Annotated in this window: 18 protein-coding genes; 8 read left to right on the top strand and 10 right to left on the bottom strand. The window is 65.0% G+C overall.

Translation table 11 applies throughout. The features are described from left to right. Nucleotides 1-899 (bottom strand): cbb3-type cytochrome c oxidase subunit I (locus tag QM712_RS29725; protein WP_415026709.1); only part of this gene is annotated, 899 nt, incomplete at its 3' end. A gap of 11 nt (nucleotides 900-910) precedes the next feature. Further along, a complete protein-coding gene (gene cyoA / locus QM712_RS29720; protein WP_415026708.1) occupies nucleotides 911-2,071 on the bottom strand; it encodes a ubiquinol oxidase subunit II in 1,161 nt (386 codons plus the stop codon). Nucleotides 2,072-2,251: 180 nt separating this feature from the next. Between cyoA and QM712_RS29715 the strand changes: the two genes are divergently transcribed. Next, nucleotides 2,252-3,592: an MFS transporter gene (locus QM712_RS29715; protein WP_415026707.1), complete on the top strand. Its 1,341-nt coding sequence runs from the start codon at nucleotides 2,252-2,254 to the stop codon at nucleotides 3,590-3,592. 36 nt (nucleotides 3,593-3,628) lie between these two features. Here the strand turns inward: QM712_RS29715 and QM712_RS29710 are convergent, their stop codons facing one another. Then, on the bottom strand, nucleotides 3,629-4,492 hold the full coding sequence (locus QM712_RS29710) for a LysR family transcriptional regulator (RefSeq protein WP_415026706.1): 864 nt from the start codon (nucleotides 4,490-4,492) through the stop codon (nucleotides 3,629-3,631). A gap of 304 nt (nucleotides 4,493-4,796) precedes the next feature. Between QM712_RS29710 and QM712_RS29705 the strand changes: the two genes are divergently transcribed. Next, nucleotides 4,797-5,207, top strand: a complete 411-nt coding sequence (locus QM712_RS29705; RefSeq protein ID WP_415026705.1) for a TadE/TadG family type IV pilus assembly protein — start codon at nucleotides 4,797-4,799, stop codon at nucleotides 5,205-5,207. A 1-nt stretch (nucleotide 5,208) separates the two neighbouring features. Then, entirely contained in the window at nucleotides 5,209-6,873 is a 1,665-nt protein-coding gene (locus tag QM712_RS29700) for a pilus assembly protein TadG-related protein (RefSeq protein ID WP_415026704.1), read from the top strand. Nucleotides 6,874-7,079: 206 nt separating this feature from the next. On the opposite strand, the gene QM712_RS29695 is transcribed toward QM712_RS29700, so the two are convergent. Then, nucleotides 7,080-8,471 (bottom strand): M48 family metalloprotease, encoded by a 1,392-nt coding sequence (locus QM712_RS29695; RefSeq protein WP_415026710.1) that lies wholly within the window; start codon nucleotides 8,469-8,471, stop codon nucleotides 7,080-7,082. Between the two features lie 131 nt (nucleotides 8,472-8,602). Continuing rightward, nucleotides 8,603-9,379: a thermonuclease family protein gene (locus tag QM712_RS29690; protein WP_415026703.1), complete on the bottom strand. Its 777-nt coding sequence runs from the start codon at nucleotides 9,377-9,379 to the stop codon at nucleotides 8,603-8,605. Between the two features lie 329 nt (nucleotides 9,380-9,708). On the opposite strand from QM712_RS29690, the gene QM712_RS29685 reads away from it, so the two are divergent. The 3 genes from QM712_RS29685 to QM712_RS29675 all read left to right on the top strand — a co-directional run bounded on the left by QM712_RS29685 (nucleotide 9,709) and on the right by QM712_RS29675 (nucleotide 12,591). After that, a complete protein-coding gene (locus QM712_RS29685) occupies nucleotides 9,709-10,914 on the top strand; it encodes an ABC transporter substrate-binding protein (RefSeq protein ID WP_415026702.1) in 1,206 nt (401 codons plus the stop codon). Between the two features lie 130 nt (nucleotides 10,915-11,044). Next, nucleotides 11,045-11,836 carry an enoyl-CoA hydratase gene (locus tag QM712_RS29680; RefSeq protein ID WP_415026701.1) on the top strand — a complete coding sequence of 264 codons (792 nt, stop codon included), beginning with the start codon at nucleotides 11,045-11,047 and terminating at the stop codon, nucleotides 11,834-11,836. A 2-nt stretch (nucleotides 11,837-11,838) separates the two neighbouring features. Next, nucleotides 11,839-12,591, top strand: coding sequence for a hypothetical protein (locus QM712_RS29675; RefSeq protein ID WP_415026700.1), 753 nt, complete (start codon nucleotides 11,839-11,841; stop codon nucleotides 12,589-12,591). Between the two features lie 216 nt (nucleotides 12,592-12,807). Here QM712_RS29675 and QM712_RS29670 read toward each other — a convergent pair whose 3' ends face one another. From QM712_RS29670 to QM712_RS29660, 3 genes are read right to left on the bottom strand one after another with little or no spacing between them, the layout of a single operon-like run. Next, the gene (locus tag QM712_RS29670; protein ID WP_415026699.1) at nucleotides 12,808-13,626 is read right to left on the bottom strand and encodes an enoyl-CoA hydratase/isomerase family protein; all 819 of its coding nucleotides are present in this window, start codon (nucleotides 13,624-13,626) and stop codon (nucleotides 12,808-12,810) included. 17 nt (nucleotides 13,627-13,643) lie between these two features. After that, nucleotides 13,644-14,804, bottom strand: a complete 1,161-nt coding sequence (locus QM712_RS29665; RefSeq protein WP_415026698.1) for an acyl-CoA dehydrogenase family protein — start codon at nucleotides 14,802-14,804, stop codon at nucleotides 13,644-13,646. 16 nt (nucleotides 14,805-14,820) lie between these two features. Beyond that, nucleotides 14,821-15,885 carry an acyl-CoA dehydrogenase family protein gene (locus QM712_RS29660; RefSeq protein WP_415026697.1) on the bottom strand — a complete coding sequence of 355 codons (1,065 nt, stop codon included), beginning with the start codon at nucleotides 15,883-15,885 and terminating at the stop codon, nucleotides 14,821-14,823. Between the two features lie 247 nt (nucleotides 15,886-16,132). Between QM712_RS29660 and QM712_RS29655 the strand changes: the two genes are divergently transcribed. Continuing rightward, nucleotides 16,133-16,918 (top strand): SDR family NAD(P)-dependent oxidoreductase, encoded by a 786-nt coding sequence (locus QM712_RS29655; protein ID WP_415026696.1) that lies wholly within the window; start codon nucleotides 16,133-16,135, stop codon nucleotides 16,916-16,918. Nucleotides 16,919-17,111: 193 nt separating this feature from the next. On the opposite strand, the gene QM712_RS29650 is transcribed toward QM712_RS29655, so the two are convergent. Further along, the gene (locus tag QM712_RS29650; protein WP_194479162.1) at nucleotides 17,112-17,384 is read right to left on the bottom strand and encodes a GlsB/YeaQ/YmgE family stress response membrane protein; all 273 of its coding nucleotides are present in this window, start codon (nucleotides 17,382-17,384) and stop codon (nucleotides 17,112-17,114) included. Between the two features lie 40 nt (nucleotides 17,385-17,424). Then, on the bottom strand, nucleotides 17,425-18,027 hold the full coding sequence (locus tag QM712_RS29645) for a YidB family protein (protein WP_415026695.1): 603 nt from the start codon (nucleotides 18,025-18,027) through the stop codon (nucleotides 17,425-17,427). Between the two features lie 156 nt (nucleotides 18,028-18,183). Here QM712_RS29645 and QM712_RS29640 point away from each other — a divergent pair, with 156 nt between their 5' ends. Then, on the top strand, nucleotides 18,184-19,191 hold the full coding sequence (locus tag QM712_RS29640) for a 2-dehydropantoate 2-reductase (protein ID WP_415026694.1): 1,008 nt from the start codon (nucleotides 18,184-18,186) through the stop codon (nucleotides 19,189-19,191). Nucleotides 19,192-19,205: the final 14 nt, after the last annotated feature.

Raw genomic sequence — 19,205 nt, 5'->3', positions numbered from 1 at the left:
AGCACCAGGATGTAGACCTCGGGATGGCCCCAGATCCAGATCAGGTTCACGTACATCATCGGGCTGCCGCCGAAATCGTTCGTGAAGAAGTTGGTGCCGACGTAGCGATCGAGCGACAGCAGCGCGAGCACCACGGTCAGCACCGGGAAGGAAGCGACGATCAGGATGTTGGTGCAGAGCGAGGTCCAGGTGAAGACGGGCATCTTCATCATGGTCATGCCCGGGCAGCGCAGCTTGACGATGGTACAGATCAGGTTGATGCCCGACAGGGTCGTTCCGACACCGGCGACCTGCAGCGCCCATATGTAATAGTCGACGCCGACATCCGGACTGTAGCCGATGTTCGAGAGCGGCGGATAAGCGAGCCAGCCGGTGCGGGCGAATTCGCCGATGAACAGCGAGGCCATCACCAGCACCGCGCCGCCGACCGTCATCCAGAAGCTGAAATTGTTCAGGAACGGGAACGACACGTCGCGGGCGCCGATCTGCAGCGGCACGACGTAGTTCATCAGGCCGGTGACCAGCGGCATCGCCACGAAGAAGATCATGATCACGCCGTGGGCGGTGAAGACCTGATCGTAGTGATGGGCATTGAGGTAGCCTTCGGAGCCGTTGAAGGCGAGCGCCTGCTGGCCGCGCATCATCAGCGCGTCGGCGAAGCCGCGCAGCAGCATCACGATGCCGAGGATCATGTACATGATGCCGATGCGCTTGTGGTCCACCGTGGTGAACCATTCGCGCCACAGATAGCCCCAGAGACGGAAATAGGTGAGGCCGCCGAGCAGCGTGATGCCGCCGAGGGCGACCACGACGAAGGTGCCGACGACGATCGGCTCGTGCAGCGGCAGCGATTCGATGCCGAGGCGGCCGAAGATGAGCTTGAGAAGATCAGGAGACATGCGAGCTCTCGTTAGGAGTCTGACTTCGGACGTAGTCCGAGGAAGAAGGACGACGACTTGAACGGCGTGAAGCTCGGCCGCTTCAGGCCGGCGCCGAGCAGCGGCGTGGCATCGGCGGGAGCCTTGATCGACGCCGTGGTCTGGCCCTGCGGTGCATCCGGCGTGCAGGTGCCGGCAACGAAGGTCGGCTCGGGTCCGAATGCCGTGCCGCGGCGGGCGTATTTGTCGTAGGCGAGCGGCAGCGTGTTGTTCAGGCCCTCATGGCCGAGGCCGCCCTTGGCATCGATCGCCATCATCTCGCTCTGGCACATCTTGCCGGTCTCGACGCACATGTTGAGGATCAGGCGGTAGAGATCGGCGTCGACGGTGCCGAAGCGGCGCACCGGCTCGTTCTGGCTGGGTTTTTCGAGCTGGAGGTATTCGGCGCGGCCGAGCGAGCCGCCGGCCGATTTGGCGCTGGCGATCCAGGCGTCGAAGCCCTTGTCGTCGAGGCCGTGGAACATGAAGTGCATGCCGGAGAAGCCGGCGCCGCTGTAGTTCGCCGAGAAGCCCTTGTAGGAGCCGGCGTGGTTCACGACGGCGTGGAGCTTCGTCTCCATGCCCGGCATCGCGTAGATCTGGCCGGCGAGCGCGGGAATGTAGAACGAGTTCATCACCGAGGATGCGGTGATGCGGAAGTTGATCGGGCGGTCGACGGGTGCCGCCAGGTCGTTGACGGTGGCGATGCCGTAGTCCGGATAGATGAAGAGCCATTTCCAGTCGAGCGCGACGACATCGACTTCGAGCGGCGCCTTGGATTGGTCGATGGCGCGGTCCGCATGGATGCGGCCGAGCGTGCGATAGGGGTCGAGCAGGTGCGTGCCCATCCAGGTCAGCGCGCCCAGGCAGACGATGATCAGCAGCGGCGCCGACCAGATCACCAGTTCGAGCTTGGTCGAGTGATCCCATTCCGGCTCGTAGCGGGCGGACGTGTTGGACTGGCGATAGCGCCAGGCGAACAGCACCGTCAGCGCCATCACGGGGACGACGATCAGGAGCATCAGGACGGTGGAGATGATGACGAGGTCACGCTGCTGGGCAGCGATATCGCCGGCTGGCGCCAGCACGACGTAGTTGCAGCCGCTAAGCGCAACTGCCAAAGGTAGTAGCGCCAGGATCTTGAGACGAGACACGGGCCGAGCCTTTTTAGAATGAGTTTCCTTTGCGGGGCCAACGGGTAGCTGCGGCGCAGCAATCCGGACATTGGACAATTTGTCCAATGTTGCAGTGCGAAATGTTGGGTCAGACAAGTCCGGAATGCCCGGCCCCTGCCGGGTGCTCGGCTTTGGTTTTCAGGACGTTAAGGGCGCACGATGGCGACGGCACAGACCCCCGCAATGGCAGACATCCACTCGGGCGAGCATGGCCACGACCAGGCCAGTCCCGGCGAGATCGCCATCGGCGTCATCATCGGCCGCACCTCGGAATTCTTCGACTTCTTCGTCTTCGCGATCGCCTCGGTGATCGTGTTCCCGCGCCTGGTGTTCCCGTTCGCGAGCGAACTGACCGGCACTCTTTATTCTTTCATGATCTTCGCGCTGGCCTTCGTGGCGCGGCCGCTCGGCACCGTCATCTTCATGACGATCGACCGGCAGTACGGCAAGGCGGCCAAGCTGATCTCGGCGCTGTTCCTGCTCGGCACCGCGACCGTCGCGATCGCGTTCCTGCCGGGCTATCACGAGATCGGAGCGGCCGCGATCTGGCTGCTGGCGCTGGCGCGCATCGCGCAGGGTCTGGCCTGGGGCGGCGCCTGGGATGGTCTCGCCTCGCTGCTGGCGCTGAATGCGCCGCCGTCCAGGCGCGGCTGGTACGCGATGGTGCCGCAACTCGGCGCGCCGCTCGGGCTGATCGTGGCGAGCGCGTTGTTCGCCTATTTCGCCGGCAACCTCTCGGCGGACGATTTCTTCGATTGGGGCTGGCGCTATCCGTTCTTCGTCGCCTTCGCCATCAACGTCGTGGCGCTGTTCGCCCGCCTGCGCATGGTGACGACGGAGGAATATGCCTCGCTGTTCGAAAACCGCGACCTCCAGCCCGCGCGCATCTCCGACACCGTCGCACGCGAAGGCCACAACATCATGCTCGGCGCGTTCGCGCCGCTGGCGAGCTTCGCGCTGTTCCACATGGTCACGGTCTTTCCGCTGTCCTGGGTGTTCCTGTTCACCCGTGAAAACCCGGTGCGCTTCCTGATCATCGAGATCGTCGCCGCCGTGTTCGGCCTCGCCGCGATCGTCGCCTCCGGCGTCATCGCCGACCGGGTCGGCCGCAAGTCGCTGCTGATGGGATCGGCGATCGCGATCGCGATCTACAGCGGCTTCGCGCCGCAGCTGCTCGACGCCGGCCCGTTCGGCGAGACCATCTACATGGTGATCGGCTTCATCCTGCTCGGCCTGTCCTTCGGCCAGTCGTCGGGTGCGATCGCCTCGAACTTCCGGCACGCCTACCGCTACACGGCATCGGCGCTGACCTCGGACCTCGCCTGGCTGTTCGGTGCCGGCTTCGCTCCGCTCGTGGCGCTGCTGCTCGCGACCAATCTCGGCGTCATCGCCTCGGGTGCGTATCTGCTCTCCGGCGCGTTCTGGACCCTGCTCGCGCTCTGGCTGAGCGGCCACCGCGAGCCGGGCGACATGGACGCGGGCACCCCCTCGGCCAACTGAGCACGATCGCGCCGGCAGCCATCGCGACCGCGAACGTCAGTGACGCGGCGCGCTGGCTTTCGGAGAGTTCGCGCCGGCGTCGAGATTCGCAAGAAGTGCCGACAACCGCTTCGCCAGCTGCTTGACGTCGGAATCCGTCAGTCCCTCGCGGATGCAGACGACCGCGCGCGAGGGCGGCAGCTTGGGCAGATAGTAGTCTCTGGATTTGACGATGTCCGGCGTCGCCAGGGCGCTGGGCATGGCCGATATGCCAAGTCCCGCGCGTACGGCACTGATGCGCACGGCTGAGTCCGAGCTCCGCAGCACCACGCGATAGGCGATGCCGCTTCGGTCGAGCGGCTCGATCATCCAATTGTCTTCCGGCAAAGTGATGATCGGAATCGGCGCGCCGGGCCGCGCGACGAAATCATTCGACCTGACCCAGCTCGTCTCGAACTGGAAGTCGCCGACGACCAGGTTTTCGAGCTCCTGGCCGAAATTCTCGCGCAGGAACAGGCAGGCGATATCGACGAATCCTTCGAGCAGGCCTCTGCGGATTTCGCCGGAATGCTCGGCGGAGACGAAGACGTTGGAGAGACTCTCCTTGCTGAACTCGTCGAACAACCGTTCGGCGAGAAGCTGACTGAGGCCGAGCCGGCGAACCGGATATTTGTCGGCTCCTCCGAGTCTCAGCAGTTGGTCGTTGGCATCGATGATGCGGCGCGCCTGTTGCAGTGCGAGCTTGCCGAGTTCGGTCAGGGCCGTTCCGTTCGCGGTTCGAGCAAAGAGTTCACCGCCGATCAGGCTTTGCAGCCGCTTGATCTGAGCACTGACCGCAGGCTGGCTCAGGTTGAGCCGCTCAGCTGCCTTGGACATGCTGCCCGTCTCGGCGATCGCGACGACGGTGCGCATGATTTCCATGGGAATATTCTGAATTTGCTGCAGACGCATCGCGGCTCCTTCAGGCAGCGAACATCAATGAAGTCTCATCTCCCTGTCCGACCGTGTTTTTTTGATTGAGTGCAGCCCACCATATCTTCGCAGTCCAACGATTTTAGGTGAACGCCTGGTTTCTATGTCTCTGCCTCGCGCCGAGCATCCGATAGAAATCTATATGTCTATCCGCATGCATGACTACTTCAACTGTTACGTGTAATTTTGTCCATACATTATAAATGCGCCCTTCTCAAGCTCTTCGAGGTTGGGAAGAAGAGGCAATTTTCACATGTGCTTTACTCGGGACGAGAACGGAGCGTCTGCGGTCGAGTTCGCGATCATGCTTCCGGTGTTTCTGACGATGATATTCGGAATCGTGGTCTTCGGTTCATACCTCGCGATGATCCACGGTATTCAGCAACTCGCAGCGGAAGCTGCGCGAACGTCGGTTGCAGGCCTCAGTGATACCGAGCGCAACAGCCTCGCCACATCCTACGTGACGACCAACGTCGCGGATTATCCGCTTCTCGACGCCAGGAAAGTCAATGTCGTGGCCGCGCCATCGGGTGCGGATGCGAACGTCTACGTCGTCACGGTCAACTACGACGCCTCCGCCAGCTTCATCTTCTCGCTCCCCTTCGTGCCGCCGTTGCCGCCATCGATCTCACGATCTGCGGTAATCCCTTACGGAGGTTTCTGACATGGAGCTGACGTCGCTGATTCGGCGTTTCACGGCCGATCGCTCCGGCAACTTCACGATCATCGGCGTCGGGGTGATGACCCTGGTGATCGGTTGCGCTGCGCTCGGCGTGGATGTCGGAGCGATCTTCGCGGACAAGCGGAAGGCGCAGAGCGCCGCCGATCTCGCCGCCATCGTCGCCGCGAGCAACATCACCAACGCCTACAATGCCGCCTCCGCAACGGTCGTGAAGAACAACTATCCCGCCAGCGCGCTCGCCGCCGTCGATCTCGGGACCTACACGCCCAACGCCGCGGTAACGCCGCAGGCTCGCTTCGTGACGCCTGCGACCGGACCTGCCGCGAACGCCGCCCGGGTGTCGCTGACGACGACGACCCCGCTCTATTTCGCGCGCTACATCACCGGCAGCACCCAGTTCACGATCAACACGCAGGCGACGGCCTCGAGCACCGCGTTCGCTTCCTTTGCCATCGGCTCGCGCCTGCTGTCGATCAACGGAGGCCTGCTGAATGCCGTTCTCGGCGGCATGCTCGGCACCACCCTCTCGCTCTCGGCGATGGACTATCAATCGCTGCTCAGTGCCAACATCGATGCCTTCGACTTCCTGTCGGCCCTGGCGACGCGCGTGAACCTGACCGGGGTGACCTACAACTCGCTGCTGACGGGCAACGTCAAGCTGCCCGACGTGATCGCCGCGGCGCTCGCGGCGCAGCACGCGACCAACGGAGCCGGCTCGGCCACGATCGCCTTGTCGACGATCTCGCAGGCCGTGTCCGGCCTCTCGACCAAGATCAGTCTCGGCTCGATGCTGGACCTCGGACCCTACGACGGCATGATCGCCGGCCAGAAGCCGAAGGTCGGCGTCAGCGTGTCCGTTCTCAGCCTGGTGTCGGCGATCGCCGAGGTCGCCAACGGCACGCACCAGATCGCCGCGCCGGTCAATCTCGGGCTGCCGGGCATCGCCAGCACCAGCCTGATCGTGACGGTTGGCGAGCGTCCCGTCGGTTCGGTCTGGCTGGCGGTCGGCACGCAGGGTGCGAGCGTTCACACCGCCCAGACGCGAATCCTGCTGATGGTCCAGATCGGCGGCAGCGGCGTCGTTCCGTCCGTGACCCTGCCGCTCTATGTCGAGATCGCCCAGGGAACGGCGACGCTCAACGCCATCGCCTGCAACCATGCGAACATGGCCAATTCGACGGTGACGCTGGGCGTGACGCCCGGACTCGTGGACGCGTGGATCGGCAACGTCTCGCTGGCGGACATGACGAACTTCACGAGCAAGCCGAATCCGCCCCCCGCCGTGCTCGTCAGTGTCGCCGGCCTCAACGTCTCGGGCCTTGCCCATGCCGCGATCGGCAATACCTCGCCGACATCGGTCAATTTCAGCTACGCCGACATTCAGTCGCAAACGGCGAAGACGGTGACCACGCAAAACTTCACATCCTCGCTGACCTCGAGCCTGCTCGGCGACCTCTCGCTCAGCGTCAACGGCGTCGGGCTTCCCATTCCGGGACTGACGTCGGTCGTCAGCGGCATCCTGTCCGGAGCCACCGGCCCGATTGATCAGCTCATCGTCACGGTTCTGTCGACGCTCGGTGTCGGGGTCGGCCAGGCCGACGTGTGGGTGTCGGGTATCCGTTGCGATGGCGCGGTACTCGTCAACTAGCGGGGCGGTGGTGCTCGACGGTCTCAGCGGCCGCGCGCGGAGTGCAATCGAAAGATTGCTGGAGGGCAAGGAGCTCACCCCGGAATCGCTTGGCGCGCTCAGCCAGTGCGAGATTCGGTCGGCGCCGAACGTGGGACGGGCAACGCTCAAGGAGATCGTGGCGCTGGCGGAACGTCACGGTATCATGCTGCCGCGTTGGCGGCCCGTCAGTCAGAGACGATCTTCACGCGGTCGCGGACCTTGACCTGCGCATGTGCATCGAGACCGTTGAGCACGCGAAAGCGCTCCGCGGGATGGTCGACGCCGGCCATGCGGTGGGAGAGCGACTCCACGGTGTCGCCGGGCTGCACGGTGATGACCTTGATGCGCAGGGGGCGCGCCGCCTGGATCTCGTCGAGGGTCAGCCGGCGGAATGAATTGACGGTGTCGCGGGCGTTGCGATCGCTCTCGATCGACTTCTGCTTCGTGGCGAAGATGAAACGGTAGACGTCGCTACCGAACCGCAGCGCGAAGACCTTGAACTGCCACTGATCGCCCTTGGCGCTGGCGGATGCGGCCGGAAAGCCGTTGATGGTGAGGTCTTCGGTGGACGCCTTGTCGACGCCTTCCATCCATCCCGAGTTGAGGTAATCGCCCAGGGACTGCTCGGCGGGCACGCGCACGACGTCGAAGCGCATCGCCTGGGTGCCGCCCTCGCGCACGCCGATCACGGCCTGCGCGGTGTTGTCGAGCGTGAAATTGTCGGGCGCCTGGAAGGTGAAGCCGAGCTTCGGATGCAGGAAGCGCCGGCCGCGGACAAAGCCCTCGCTGGGATCCTCGCCGTAGACGAGGTTGTCGATCGCGGCGAGATAGGTCTCGCGGTCACGCTCTGCGCCTTCCGGCGCAGCATATTGGCGCGCGATGGTCTGCGCATTCTGGACGCGCTCGGGGGTCGCCGGATGCGACGAGGTGAAATCCTGCGCGCGCGGATCGAGCGAGCTCTTGCCGGCCTTGAGCTCCGCATTGCGCTCCATCGCCGAGAGGAAACGCGCGGCGCCGTAGGGGTCGAAATGTGCGCGGGCGGAAATGCCGACACCGATGCCGTCGGCCTCGAACTCCTGATTGCGCGAGAAGCTCGCCATGGTGAGCTTCGTCTTGGCCAGCGCCAGCGCGGTGAGATCGGGATCGTTGCTCATGTCGGTGACGACGCGGGTGACGATCGCGGCCTGGCGCGCTTGGTCCTCGCGCATCGCGGCGTGCTTGGACAGCACATGCGCCATTTCGTGGCTGAGCACGGAGGACAATTCCGAGGTGTCGCTGGCGAGCGCGAGCAGGCCGCGCGTCACATAGAGCTGCCCGTTCGGCAGCGCGAAGGCGTTTACCGCGCCGGAATTGAGGATCGTGACCTTGTAGCCCTGGTCCGGACGGTCGGACGCGGCGACGAGCCGTTCGACGGTCTTGGTGACGAGCGCCTCGAGCTTGGGGTCGTCGTAGGTGCCGCCATAGCTCGCCAGGATGCGCTCGTGCTCCTTTTCGGTGGCGGGGGTCTGCGCCACTGCCGGCTTCGGCTTGGGCATCGCCACCGTCGGCGCCGTCACGGCGGTCTGGAATCGGCCCATGTCGCCACAGCCGGCCAGCGTCGCGCCCAGCACGAGGCACAGCGCAGCCGGCGCTACCCGAAGGCGGCGTGCTTCACCCTTGCCGTGCCGTTCTAGCACCCCATTCACGTCGCTTGATCCGTGCCTGGCCTTTAAGGCCTTACCCCTGTCGGCTCGTTGGCGCCCAGCAACTCGATCTGCCCCACCCGGTGCACATCGATACGTGGCCCCGCATTCCCCTCGACCCAGCCCCGGACTCGAATATTTCGATTTTCCAGGGACTTAAGGGCTACCCCGGCGCTTTCAAACGCCGGCCAGATACGCTTTGAAATAGTCACCGCGAAGCCGCGTGTCCAGTTCCGTCCGAAGTTGAGGTAGGTCATTGCCCCAGCTTGCCGGACCGACAGGACTTTGCCCTCGACCACCATAAAGCGCCCGATCCCGGCCAAAATATCGTCCGGACTTTCCGCGTTTTTTATGGCCGACGGGTCAGCCCAGTTGCCCTTTTTTTCGCGCCGCGCCCCGGCTTCGGACGACATCAGGGCGGCTGCGCAGTCCTTGTCGAGGATCTCGGCGGAGGCGATGGCCTCGCCCTGGGCGAGCAGCAGGGCCTGGATGGGAGCCTCGTCCTCGCCGAGGAACACCAGGGCGGATTGCCGGCCGTAACGGTCGGGCGTGTCGTCGATCCCGCGCAGCCTCACGTCGCGGCCGATCAGCCTTGAGGCCAGCGCCTGCCTGGTGGCTGCCGTGGGCTCGATGCCGATGAGACGGACTTCGCGGTCGTCATCGAGACGGACAGTGCGGGCATCGACGACGGCTGCGACGCGTCCCGCGCCTTGAGACTCGAACTGGCACGGGCTCGCGAACGCAGCGATGTGCGAGGCGAGGACCAGCGCTGCCGTCGCGAAGAGGATGAGCGATCGCGTCACGTTGCCCGGAGAGGTTGTAGGTCATTCTCTCTCTAGCTCGGATGCGGCCGTTGTTGAAGAGAGCTTCGTCCTCACACGCCGTCATTGCGAGCGCAGCGAAGCAGTCCGGACTATTTCTCCGGAGAGAATTCCGGATGGTTTCGCTGCGCTCGCGATGACGATGTGGTGACGTCTCGTGCTGGCCATTCCGCTTTGCGGAAATCATCTGCGCGGACAGTCGCTTGCTTCGCGACCGCGCTTGCTGCGGTCTGCCGCATGCGGCATGATCGCCGCAAAAATCATGCTCAAGCCGCCAGCAGAGCGCGGCGTGATGAGGGAGGTTCATTTCGATGAAAAGAGTCATGTCCGGCATTTTCGCCGCCGCGCTTGCAGCGAGCGCCAGCGTCGCGCAGGCCCAGGACAAGCCGCCCCTGAAGATCGGCGGCATTCTCGACATGTCCAGCCTCTATGCCGACATCACCGGTCCCGGCAGCGAGACCGCGGCCAAGATGGCGGTCGAGGACTTCGGCGGCGAGGTGCTGGGACGCAAGATCCAGGTGCTCGCGGCCGACCATCTCAACAAGGCCGATCTCTCCGCCAACATCGCCCGCGACATGATCGACAATCAGGGCGTCGAGATGATCTACGACGTCGCGGCTTCCGCGACCGCGCTGGCCGCGGCCGAGATCGCGAAGGCGCGCAACAAGATCATCATGTTCAACGGCCCCGGTTCGATCCGTCTCACCAACGAGGCCTGCGGTCCCTACACCATCCACTACGTGTTCGACACCTACGGCCAGGCCAACGTGACCGGCCTTGCGGCCGTGAAGTCGGGCCTCGACACCTGGTTCTTCCTGACCGCCGACTACGCCTTCGGCCAGGATCTGGAAAAGGACACCAGCGCCGTCGTGACCAAGACCGGCGGCAAGGTGCTCGGCAGCGTGCGTCATCCGCTCAACACCTCCGATTTCTCGTCGTTCCTGCTTCAGGCGCAGGCGTCGAAGGCCAAGGTGATCGGGTTGGCGAACGCCGGCGGCGACACCGTCAACGCGATCAAGCAGGCGGCCGAGTTCGGCATCACCAAGGGCGGCCAGAAGGTCTCGCCGTTGCTGGCTTTCGTCTCCGACATCGATTCGATCGGGCTCGAGACCGCGCAGGGCCTGTTGCTCGCCGAAGCGTTCTACTGGGATCTCAACGACGAGACGCGCGCGTTCTCGAAGCGCTTCATGGAGCGCACCAAGCGGGTGCCGACCTCGGCGCAGGCCGGTGTCTACTCGTCCGTGATGCATTACCTGAAGGCGGTGAAGGCGGCGGGCACGACCGACTCCGCTGCCGTGATCAAGGTGATGAAGGAAACCCCGATCAACGACTTCTTCGCGCATAACGGCAAGATTCGCGAGGACGGCCGCATGATCCACGATATGTACCTGTTCGAGGTCAAGAAGCCGTTGGAATCGAAGGGCCGCTGGGACGACTACAAGCTGCTCGCCACCGTGCCCGGCAGCGAGGCGTTCCAGCCGCTGGAATTGTCGCGCTGTCCGCTGGTGAAGAAATAGCCACCGTCGTTGCGAGGAGCGAAGCGACGAAGCAATCCGGTCTGTCTCCGCTGAGGCATCTCTGGATTGCTTCGCTTTGCTCTCAACGACGGTGGTGATAAATCCATCGAACAACAAGAAGGAAATTCCCATGAGCAACGAAATGGTCCTGCAGAAGCTCGAAGGCGGCCTGCTCACCATCACCATGAACCGTCCCGAGCGCAAGAATGCGCTCAACCCGGAGATGGTGACCGGGCTTGTCGAAGCGGCGCGGCGCGCGGCCGATGATCCCGAGGTGCGGGCGGTGCTGCTCAAGGGAGCCGGCGGCAGCTTCTGCGTGGGCGGCGACGTCAAGTCGATGGCGGCAGGGCGCGCGCCGCTGCCCTTCGAGGTGAAGATGGCGAATCTGCGCCGCGGCATGGAGGTTTCGCGCATCCTGCACCAGATGCCGAAGCCCGTGGTGGCGCAGCTCGACGGCGCGGCGGCCGGCGCGGGGCTCTCGATGGCGCTGTCGTGCGACCTGCGCGTCGCCTCGGAATCCTGCAAGATCACGACCGCCTTCGCCAAGGTCGGCTTCTCCGGCGACTATGGCGGCACCTATTTCCTCACGCAGCTGCTCGGCAGCGCGCGGGCGCGCGAACTCTATCTGACCTCGCCGGTGCTCACGGCGAAGGAAGCGCACGCGATCGGCATGGTGACCAAGGTCGTGCCCGATGCCGAGATCGACGCGGCCGCGCACGAGCTCGCGCTGTCGCTGGCGCAGGGGCCCTCGATCGCGCTCGGCTACATCAAGCGCAACATCAACAATGCCGAGCACCTTCCGCTGGAGGATTGCTTCGACGGCGAGGCGATCCATCACACCCGCTGCAGCGACACCGAGGATCACAAGGAAGCGGCGAAGGCCTTCGTCGAGAAGCGCAAGCCGGCGTTCAAGGGCGCGTGACGATGGCCCCCTACATGCGGCTGCGGCAGATCTGCCTGGTTGCGCCGCAGCTCGAGCCGGTGATCTCCGACATTGCGGAGATCATGGGGCTCGCCGTCTGCTATCGTGACGGCAATGTGGCGAAATACGGTCTGGAGAATGCCCTGCTCCCCGTCGACACCATCCTCCTCGAAGTCGTCGCACCGTTCAGGGACGGCACTGCGGCTGGCCGTTTCATCGCCAAGAGCGGCGGTCGCGGCGGCTACATGGCGATCTTCTGCTGCGACGATCCCGATGAGCGCGGCCGCAACGCCACCGCGCTGGGCGTGCGTACCGCCAATGTCATCGACCATGCGCCCTATCACGGCGTGCAGCTCCATCCCCGCGACTGCCGCGCGGCCTTCATCGAGTTCAATCACACCGACGGGAGCGACGACATTCTGGGGCCGTATCCGCCTGCTGGTCCGGACTGGCAGGCCTTCATCCGCAAGGATGTGACGAAAGCGCTGACGGCGGTGGAGATGCAGGGGCCGGATCCGCGGGGCCTCGCTATGCATTGGGGCAAGATCATCGGCGTTGCGCCGAACGGCGATGATGAACTGAAATTGCCCAATGCGACGTTCCGTTTCGTGAAGGGCGCGAGCGAGCTCATGAGTGCGCTGGAGTTTCGGGTGACCGACACAACGCGTGTGCTCGATGCGGCACGGGCCAAGGGACTGGCGGTCGCAGGCAACGAATTCGTGCTGGGCGGGGTAACGTTCCGGCTCGCTGCCTGAGCGTCCGCGACCTCCGGCTTGGGGCGGATGTGGCCGGCTGCGAGCACGACCTTCGTCCCGGCGCAGGCCTGGACTTATAACCACATAATCAGGTTGGACGAGGCACGGAGTTACCTGCCTCCTGACTCAACTTCTCCTCGGAGTACGGGTCCCGGCCTGAGCCGGGACGACAGGGAAGTTGAAAGGCGCCGGAGTGATACGGCGATGCGGTCGCGGTCACCGCCCCTTGAAGTTCGCCGCGCGCCGCTCTTCTGTGGCCTTCACGCCTTCTTTGAAATCTTCCGTGGCGCGCAGGTGCGTCTGCTCGGCGAGCTCGTGATTGGTCGCGGCCATCACGCGGTCGGCGAGGCCCGCGCGCATCGTGGCGCGGGTGGAGATGAGGCCGAGCGGGGAGCACTCGGCGATTTCGCCGGCGAGCTTCATCGCCGCCGCCTTCACCTGGTCCTGCGGCACCAACTCGTTGGCGAGGCCCCACTTCACGGCCTCTTCGCCGGTGACGCGGCGGCTGGTGTAGAACATCAGCTCGGCGTTGTTCTTGCCGATGAGCTCGGGCAGCGTCACGGTCAGGCCGAAGCCGGGATGGAAACCCAGCTTGGTGAAATTGGCGGAGAAACGCGCTTCGGGGCAGGTGACGCGGAAGTCGGCCGACACCGCGAGCCCGAGCCCGCCGCCGATGGCCGCGCCCTGTACGGCCGCCACGATCGGCTTCTTTGCGCGGAAGATGCGCACGGCCTGGATGTAGAGATGGTTGATCGCGCCGAGGCTGTCGGCGGGATCGCCCTTCGCTGCCTTCCTGGCTTCATCGGCCTCCTGCGCCTGCCGCGCCGGATCGTTGAAATTGGCGCCGGCGCAGAACGCCTTGCCTTGCGCCGACAGGACCGATGCGCGGATCTCGATGTCGCGGTCGAATTCGTCGAGCGCGTCCGCGATCTGGTTGATCAGCGAGATATCGAAGAAGTTGAGTGGCGGCCTGCGAATCTCGATGGTGCCGACGTGCCCGACCTTCTCGACGCCGATATCTTTGTAGGTGGTCATGATGATCCTCGCGTGAATTAGCGCAGTCCAAGCCCGCGGGCGATGATGCCGCGCAGCACCTCGGTGGTGCCGCCCTGGATGGTGAGTTTCGGCGCGGTCTTGATGGCGAAGTCGAGTTGCCGCTCCAGCGTCTCGCGGTTGGTTGCGGTCTCCTCGACGAAGGCGGCAAGATCGCGGACGCGGTGCGGAAGCTGCTGCTCCCAGACCGTGCCGATGTCCTTGACGATGGACGCCTCCACCACCGGCTCCTTGCCGGCCTGCAGCATGCCGGCCACGGAGACCGACATGCGCCGCATGGTGTGGAGCTGCGCGACCAGCCGGCCGATGCCTTCGGCGCTGCGCGTGTCCGGGTTGGGGCCGACCGCGCGCACGAGCTCGGTCAGCACGTAATAGGTTTCGAGGAAACGCTCGGGGCCGGAGCGCTCATAGGCGAGCTCTGATGTCGCCTGCTTCCAGGCGCCGTCGACCTCGCCGAGCACGTGGTCGTCGGGCACGAAGAAGTCGGTGAAGACGACCTCGTTGAACTCGAACTGGCCGGTGATCTGGCCGATCGGGTTCACCTTGATGCCCGGCTGCTTCATCTTCACCAGGAATTGCGTCAGGCCGTGGCGGCGATTTTCCTTGGTCGGCGGCGAGGTCCGGAAGATCGCGATCATGTAGTCGGCGATATGCGCCGACGACGTCCAGATCTTCGTCCCGTTGATGAGATAGCCGCCGTCGGTCTTGGTCGCGCGCGTCTTCGCCGCGAACAGATCAGAGCCGGAGTTCGGCTCGCTCATGCCGATCGCAAAGCAGACCTCGCCGCGGCAGATGCGCGGCAGGATCTCCATCTTGATGTGCTCGGGCGCGTATTTCAACAGCACCGGGCCGCTCTGCCGGTCGGCGACGAAGAACCGCCGCGTCGGGGCGTTCGCGATGCGCATCTCCTCGGTCACGACATAACGTTCGAGGAAGGAGCGCTCCTGGCCGCCATATTTCTTCGGCCAGGTCATGCCGAGCCAGCCCTTGGCGCCGACCCGGCGGGAGAATTCCGGCGCGTCGGTGTCTTCGCGGTTGGGCTTGTGCGGATCGAAGGTGCCGGCGGCGATCTCGTCCGCGAGGAATGCGCGCACTTCCTTGCGCAGTTGTTCGCATTCGGGCGGCAGGCGGATCGGATCGAAACGGAGGGCAGCGGTCATAGGTCTCGTCCCCTGATCATCGCGAAGCCACGAGCGGCCACAATTCGTCGGCGCCGCGATCGGCGACGAGCTTGCCGAGCTCGACGGCCCAGTGGCTCTCCGACCCGAAATCGTCGCGCCAGGCGAGCGCCCGCAACGAGTAGCGATGCAGGATGTGCTCGATCGTGAAACCGATCGCGCCATGCACCTGGTGCGCGATGCCGCCGCCTTTCTCCGCGGCTTCCGCGCAGCGGATCTTTGCGGCGGCCGCTTCGAGATAGACCGCGTCGTCGAACGACGTCGCATTCGCGATGGCGTCGGCCGCGGAAGTCGCGGCCGCCAATGCCGCCGCGGATTCGCCGGCGAGGCGGGCGAGATTGTGCTGCACCGCCTGGAATTTCGAGATCTTCTTCTCGAAGGCGACGCGCTCGTTGGAATAACGCACGGAGATGTCGAGCATCGCTTCCAGCGCGCCTGCGATCTGCAGGCTCCGCGCAACGCCGCCCATCAGCATCAGCGAGGTCTGGTCGAAGCCCTTCGGCGCAGGCTTGACCGAGACCGGCTGAACCTTGTCGAGCGTGACAATATCGCTGTGATCGTATCCGACATTGAGTCCGGCCTCGATCCGGACCTTGGCCGCGTCGATCAGCGCGATCGAGACGCCGTCCCTGCCGTGCGCGAGCACAGCGAAGTGCCTGGCGGCCTTGGCGAAGGGAACGCCGCGGGCGCGGCCGGAGAGGGCGCCATCGGCATCGCGCGTGATGCGATCCTTCGGGCTCGCCGGCAGCACGGTCATCTCGCCCTCGGGCGAGGCGATCTTCGCCTGTGCGAGCAGCCAACCCGCCAGCATGGTCTCGGCCAGCGGAACCGCGACGGCAAAGCGTCCGGCGGCGTTGAGCAACGCAAAGCCGTCGGCAAGGCTTGCGCCGGAGCCGCCGAGGTCGTCCGGTACCCAGGAGAGCGGCAAGCCGGCCTCGCTCAGCGCCTGCCACAGCGGCGCCTTCCACGCGTCCTTCTTGTCGTTGTTGATGGTTTGCGGATCGGCGAGGTCGGCGAAAATCTTCTCCGCGGTCTCGACGACGATATTGTCACTCTCCGCCACAGCGTTCCCCGTGTTTTGCCATTGGCGTCCGGCCTAGGGCTGGCGCGCGGTCTCTTCTTGCGCCCGATGATCGGAAAAAGCCATGGCCCTGACAAGCGCTGATCGCAGGTGCATCTGCGGCGTCGGCATGGGGAACGGATTAATTCCGCTTAGCGGAGTTTGCTCGATTTGCAGGGTGCCGCAAACTCGCTAAACAAGGCCGGCTCCATCGAAAGAGCATGCAGTCAACACAGGGAAGGAAAACCGGATGGCAAAGGACAGCTTGTGCGCAATCGTGACGGGGTCCGCATCCGGCCTGGGCGCGGCGACCGCGGAAATTCTCGCGCGGAGCGGGGCGCGGCTCGTGATCAATTATTCGTCGAGCCAGAAGGAGGCCGAGGCCACCGCGGAGGCCTGCCGCAAGGCCGGCGCTACCGAGGTCCTGGTCGCGCAGGGCGATGTCTCGCGTGACGAGGACTGCCGGAAGATCGTCGCGGCGGCCGCGGGCTGGGGCAGGCTCGACATGCTCGTCAACAACGCGGGCACCACCAAGCATGTCGCCCATGGCAATCTCGACGGATTGTCGGCGGAGGATTTCCAGCGGCTCTACGGCGTCAACACCATCGGGCCGTTCCAGATGGTGCGTGCCGCACGCAGCCTGCTCGAGGCCGGCGCGAAGGCGTCGGGTCGCCCGTCGGCCGTGGTGAACGTCTCGTCGGTCGCCGGCATCAGCGGCGTCGGGTCGTCGATCGCCTATGCCGCGAGCAAGGGCGCGCTCAACACGATGACGCTGTCGCTGGCACGCGCGCTCGCGCCTCTGATCCGCGTCAACACGGTATGCCCGGGCTATATCGATACGCCCTGGTTCACCAAGGGGCGCGGCGAGGACGGCGCGAAGCAGGTGCGGGACAGCGTCGTGGCGAAGGTGCCGCTCAAGGTCGCATCATCCGCCGACGATATCGCGCAGCTCGTCTGCTTCCTGGCGATGCCGGCCTCTAGCAACATGACCGGCGAGGTCGTGCGGATGGATGCGGGAATGCATCTGATTACGTGAGGTCGCGCTCCGCCAGCGCGGCAAACACGATTATCGTCCCGGCGAAGGCCGGGACCCATCAGCCGGCAGCCGATTGTGGCGTGAAGCCGGCGATGACGAATCTTCGCTGAACTCAGTTCGGTGGCTAGGGGTCCCGGCCTTCGCCGGGACGACATCGCGTTTGGTGATCAATCGCGCCTGAAGCAACCAGGCGCTACCCTTTGATCACGCCGCTCGCCACCAGCCGGTGCCAGATGAACAGCACCACCACGGCGCCGATCGTCGCCATGATGAATCCGGCGCCCTGATCGGGGCTGTAATGGCCGATGGCCTGGCCGACGAAGGTCGCGAGGAATGCACCGACGATACCGAGAATGGTGGTGAGGATGAAGCCGCTCGGGTTGTTCGGTCCAGGCGCCAGAAAGCGCGCGATGAGGCCGGCAACGAAGCCGACGACGATGATCCACAACAGGCCGCCCATGCTCATGTCAGTGCTCCCTTTCCTGAACGCCTAGACCGGTCTTCGACTAGATTTTGTTCGAGATCTCGTGCTCGGACGGCAGACGTCCATCCGGCGTCAGGTGATCGATGACCTGCGGCAGGTACTGGCTGAGGCCGGAGAGCAGTTCGTCGCGTGACAGGCCGCTCTGGGCGGACAGGCTCTCGATCTGGTCGGCGCCGAGCGCGTTGGCGAGATCGCCGGGAGCGATCGGCTTGTTCTGTCCGTTGCCGACCCATGAGTTCGCGGTCTCGCCATGGCCGCTCTGCTGGAGCTGATTGAGCAGATCGCCGAGGCCGCCGCTCAGCACGGTGCCGGCCGCTCCGCCCGCGAGCAAGCCGCCGAGGCCGCCCTTGAGAACATTTCCAAGGCCGCCGCCACCGCCGAGTGCGCCACCAAGCGCGCCGCCGAGACCGCCGCCCGTTGTCGCCGGCGGGGGTACGGGCGTCGACGGCGATGCCGGTGCGGCGCCGGACTGGCCTGCGGTCAAATGCTTGAACGTTTTCCAGGCAAGGAGGCCGAGGATCGCCATGGTCATCGGCGACATGCCGCCGGAGGATTGCTGTGAGCTCGGCGTGCTCGGGCCCCGCGGGCCGTTCTGCATGCCGTTGAGGACATCGAGTAGACCCATGGCGTTCTCCTTTGGCGACCTCTCGCCGATGATAGCCCCCGGAACAAAAACATATGGGGCTCTCATGACGGTTACAAGGCAGATGTGCCGCAACCGCGATGGGCAGCCGGCCTCGTCTCTGCTATCGAGAGCGGGTCATTCAGGGAGCGTGGTCGGGTGGACGCGGATCGACCGATCGTGGTGGCCGGTGCCGGTGCCATCGGCTGTTTCGTCGGAGGCGTGCTGGGGGCCGCCGGGCGGCGCGTCGCGTTGCTGGTGCGGCCACGGGTGAAGACCGAGATCGAGCGCTTCGGCCTCCGCCTGACCGATTTCGACGGCTCCGAGAGGAAGCTGGATCCGGGCCAGCTCGCGCTCTCGGACGATCCCTCGATCTTCCATCGCGCCGGCATCGTGCTGGTGACCGTGAAGAGCGCCGACACCGCCGATGTGGCGGACCAGATCGCAGAGCACGCTCCGGAAGACGCCGTCGTCGTCTCCTTGCAGAACGGCGTCGGCAATGTCGCCGTCCTGCGCCAGCGTCTCGGCGGCCGGCGCGTGCTCGCCGGCATGGTGCCTTTCAACGTCATCGCGATGGGCGAGGGCCGCTTCCACCGTTCGACCTCCGGCGACATCCATGTCGGGGAGGACGCCGAGAACACGGCCGCGGCACTCTCGGTCCCCGGTCTCGACATCCGTCCGAGCCGCGACATCGCGGGCGTGCAATGGGGCAAGCTGATCATCAACCTGAACAATGCGCTCAGCGCGTTGTCGGACATGCCGCTCGCCGCGCAACTGGCGAATCGCGAATGGCGGAAACTGTTCGCGGATCAGATGGTTGAGGGGGTGGCTGCTATGAAGGCTGCCGGCATCACGCCGGTTTCGGCAACGCCGATCCCGCCGAAATGGATGCCGACCCTGCTGAGGCTGCCCGATACGATCTTCAACGCGATCCTCGGACGGACCATGAAGATCGATCCCGAGGCGCGCTCGTCGATGTGGCAGGATTTGAAGCAGGGCCGCCGGACCGAGATCGACTATCTCCAGGGCGCCCTGATCTCGCTTGCCGAGCAGAACCGCGTGGATGTGCCGTTGATGCGCCGCATTGTTGCGCTGATCAAGGACGCCGAGAGCGCGGGCAACGGCCCGCCGGGATTGACGCCCCGGCAGATCCGCGGCGTGGCTTGAAACAGGTCAAGGGG

Source organism: Bradyrhizobium sp., assembly GCF_047605465.1.
Taxonomy (GTDB): Bacteria; Pseudomonadota; Alphaproteobacteria; order Rhizobiales; family Xanthobacteraceae; genus Bradyrhizobium.
The sequence above is the reverse complement of the archived record's forward strand: the minus strand, read 5'-3'. Positions and strand labels throughout refer to the sequence as shown.

Excerpts from the sequence above, each read along its gene's own strand:
- QM712_RS29715 (WP_415026707.1), top strand. The coding sequence starts at position 2,252 with ATGGCGACGGCACAGACCCCCGCAATGGCAGACATCCACTCGGGCGAG.
- QM712_RS29710 (WP_415026706.1), bottom strand. The coding sequence starts at position 4,492 with ATGGAAATCATGCGCACCGTCGTCGCGATCGCCGAGACGGGCAGCATG.
- QM712_RS29705 (WP_415026705.1), top strand. The coding sequence starts at position 4,797 with ATGTGCTTTACTCGGGACGAGAACGGAGCGTCTGCGGTCGAGTTCGCG.
- QM712_RS29700 (WP_415026704.1), top strand. The coding sequence starts at position 5,209 with ATGGAGCTGACGTCGCTGATTCGGCGTTTCACGGCCGATCGCTCCGGC.
- QM712_RS29695 (WP_415026710.1), bottom strand. The coding sequence starts at position 8,471 with ATGGGCCGATTCCAGACCGCCGTGACGGCGCCGACGGTGGCGATGCCC.
- QM712_RS29685 (WP_415026702.1), top strand. The coding sequence starts at position 9,709 with ATGAAAAGAGTCATGTCCGGCATTTTCGCCGCCGCGCTTGCAGCGAGC.
- QM712_RS29680 (WP_415026701.1), top strand. The coding sequence starts at position 11,045 with ATGAGCAACGAAATGGTCCTGCAGAAGCTCGAAGGCGGCCTGCTCACC.
- QM712_RS29675 (WP_415026700.1), top strand. The coding sequence starts at position 11,839 with ATGGCCCCCTACATGCGGCTGCGGCAGATCTGCCTGGTTGCGCCGCAG.
- QM712_RS29670 (WP_415026699.1), bottom strand. The coding sequence starts at position 13,626 with ATGACCACCTACAAAGATATCGGCGTCGAGAAGGTCGGGCACGTCGGC.
- QM712_RS29665 (WP_415026698.1), bottom strand. The coding sequence starts at position 14,804 with ATGACCGCTGCCCTCCGTTTCGATCCGATCCGCCTGCCGCCCGAATGC.
- QM712_RS29655 (WP_415026696.1), top strand. The coding sequence starts at position 16,133 with ATGGCAAAGGACAGCTTGTGCGCAATCGTGACGGGGTCCGCATCCGGC.
- QM712_RS29650 (WP_194479162.1), bottom strand. The coding sequence starts at position 17,384 with ATGAGCATGGGCGGCCTGTTGTGGATCATCGTCGTCGGCTTCGTTGCC.
- QM712_RS29645 (WP_415026695.1), bottom strand. The coding sequence starts at position 18,027 with ATGGGTCTACTCGATGTCCTCAACGGCATGCAGAACGGCCCGCGGGGC.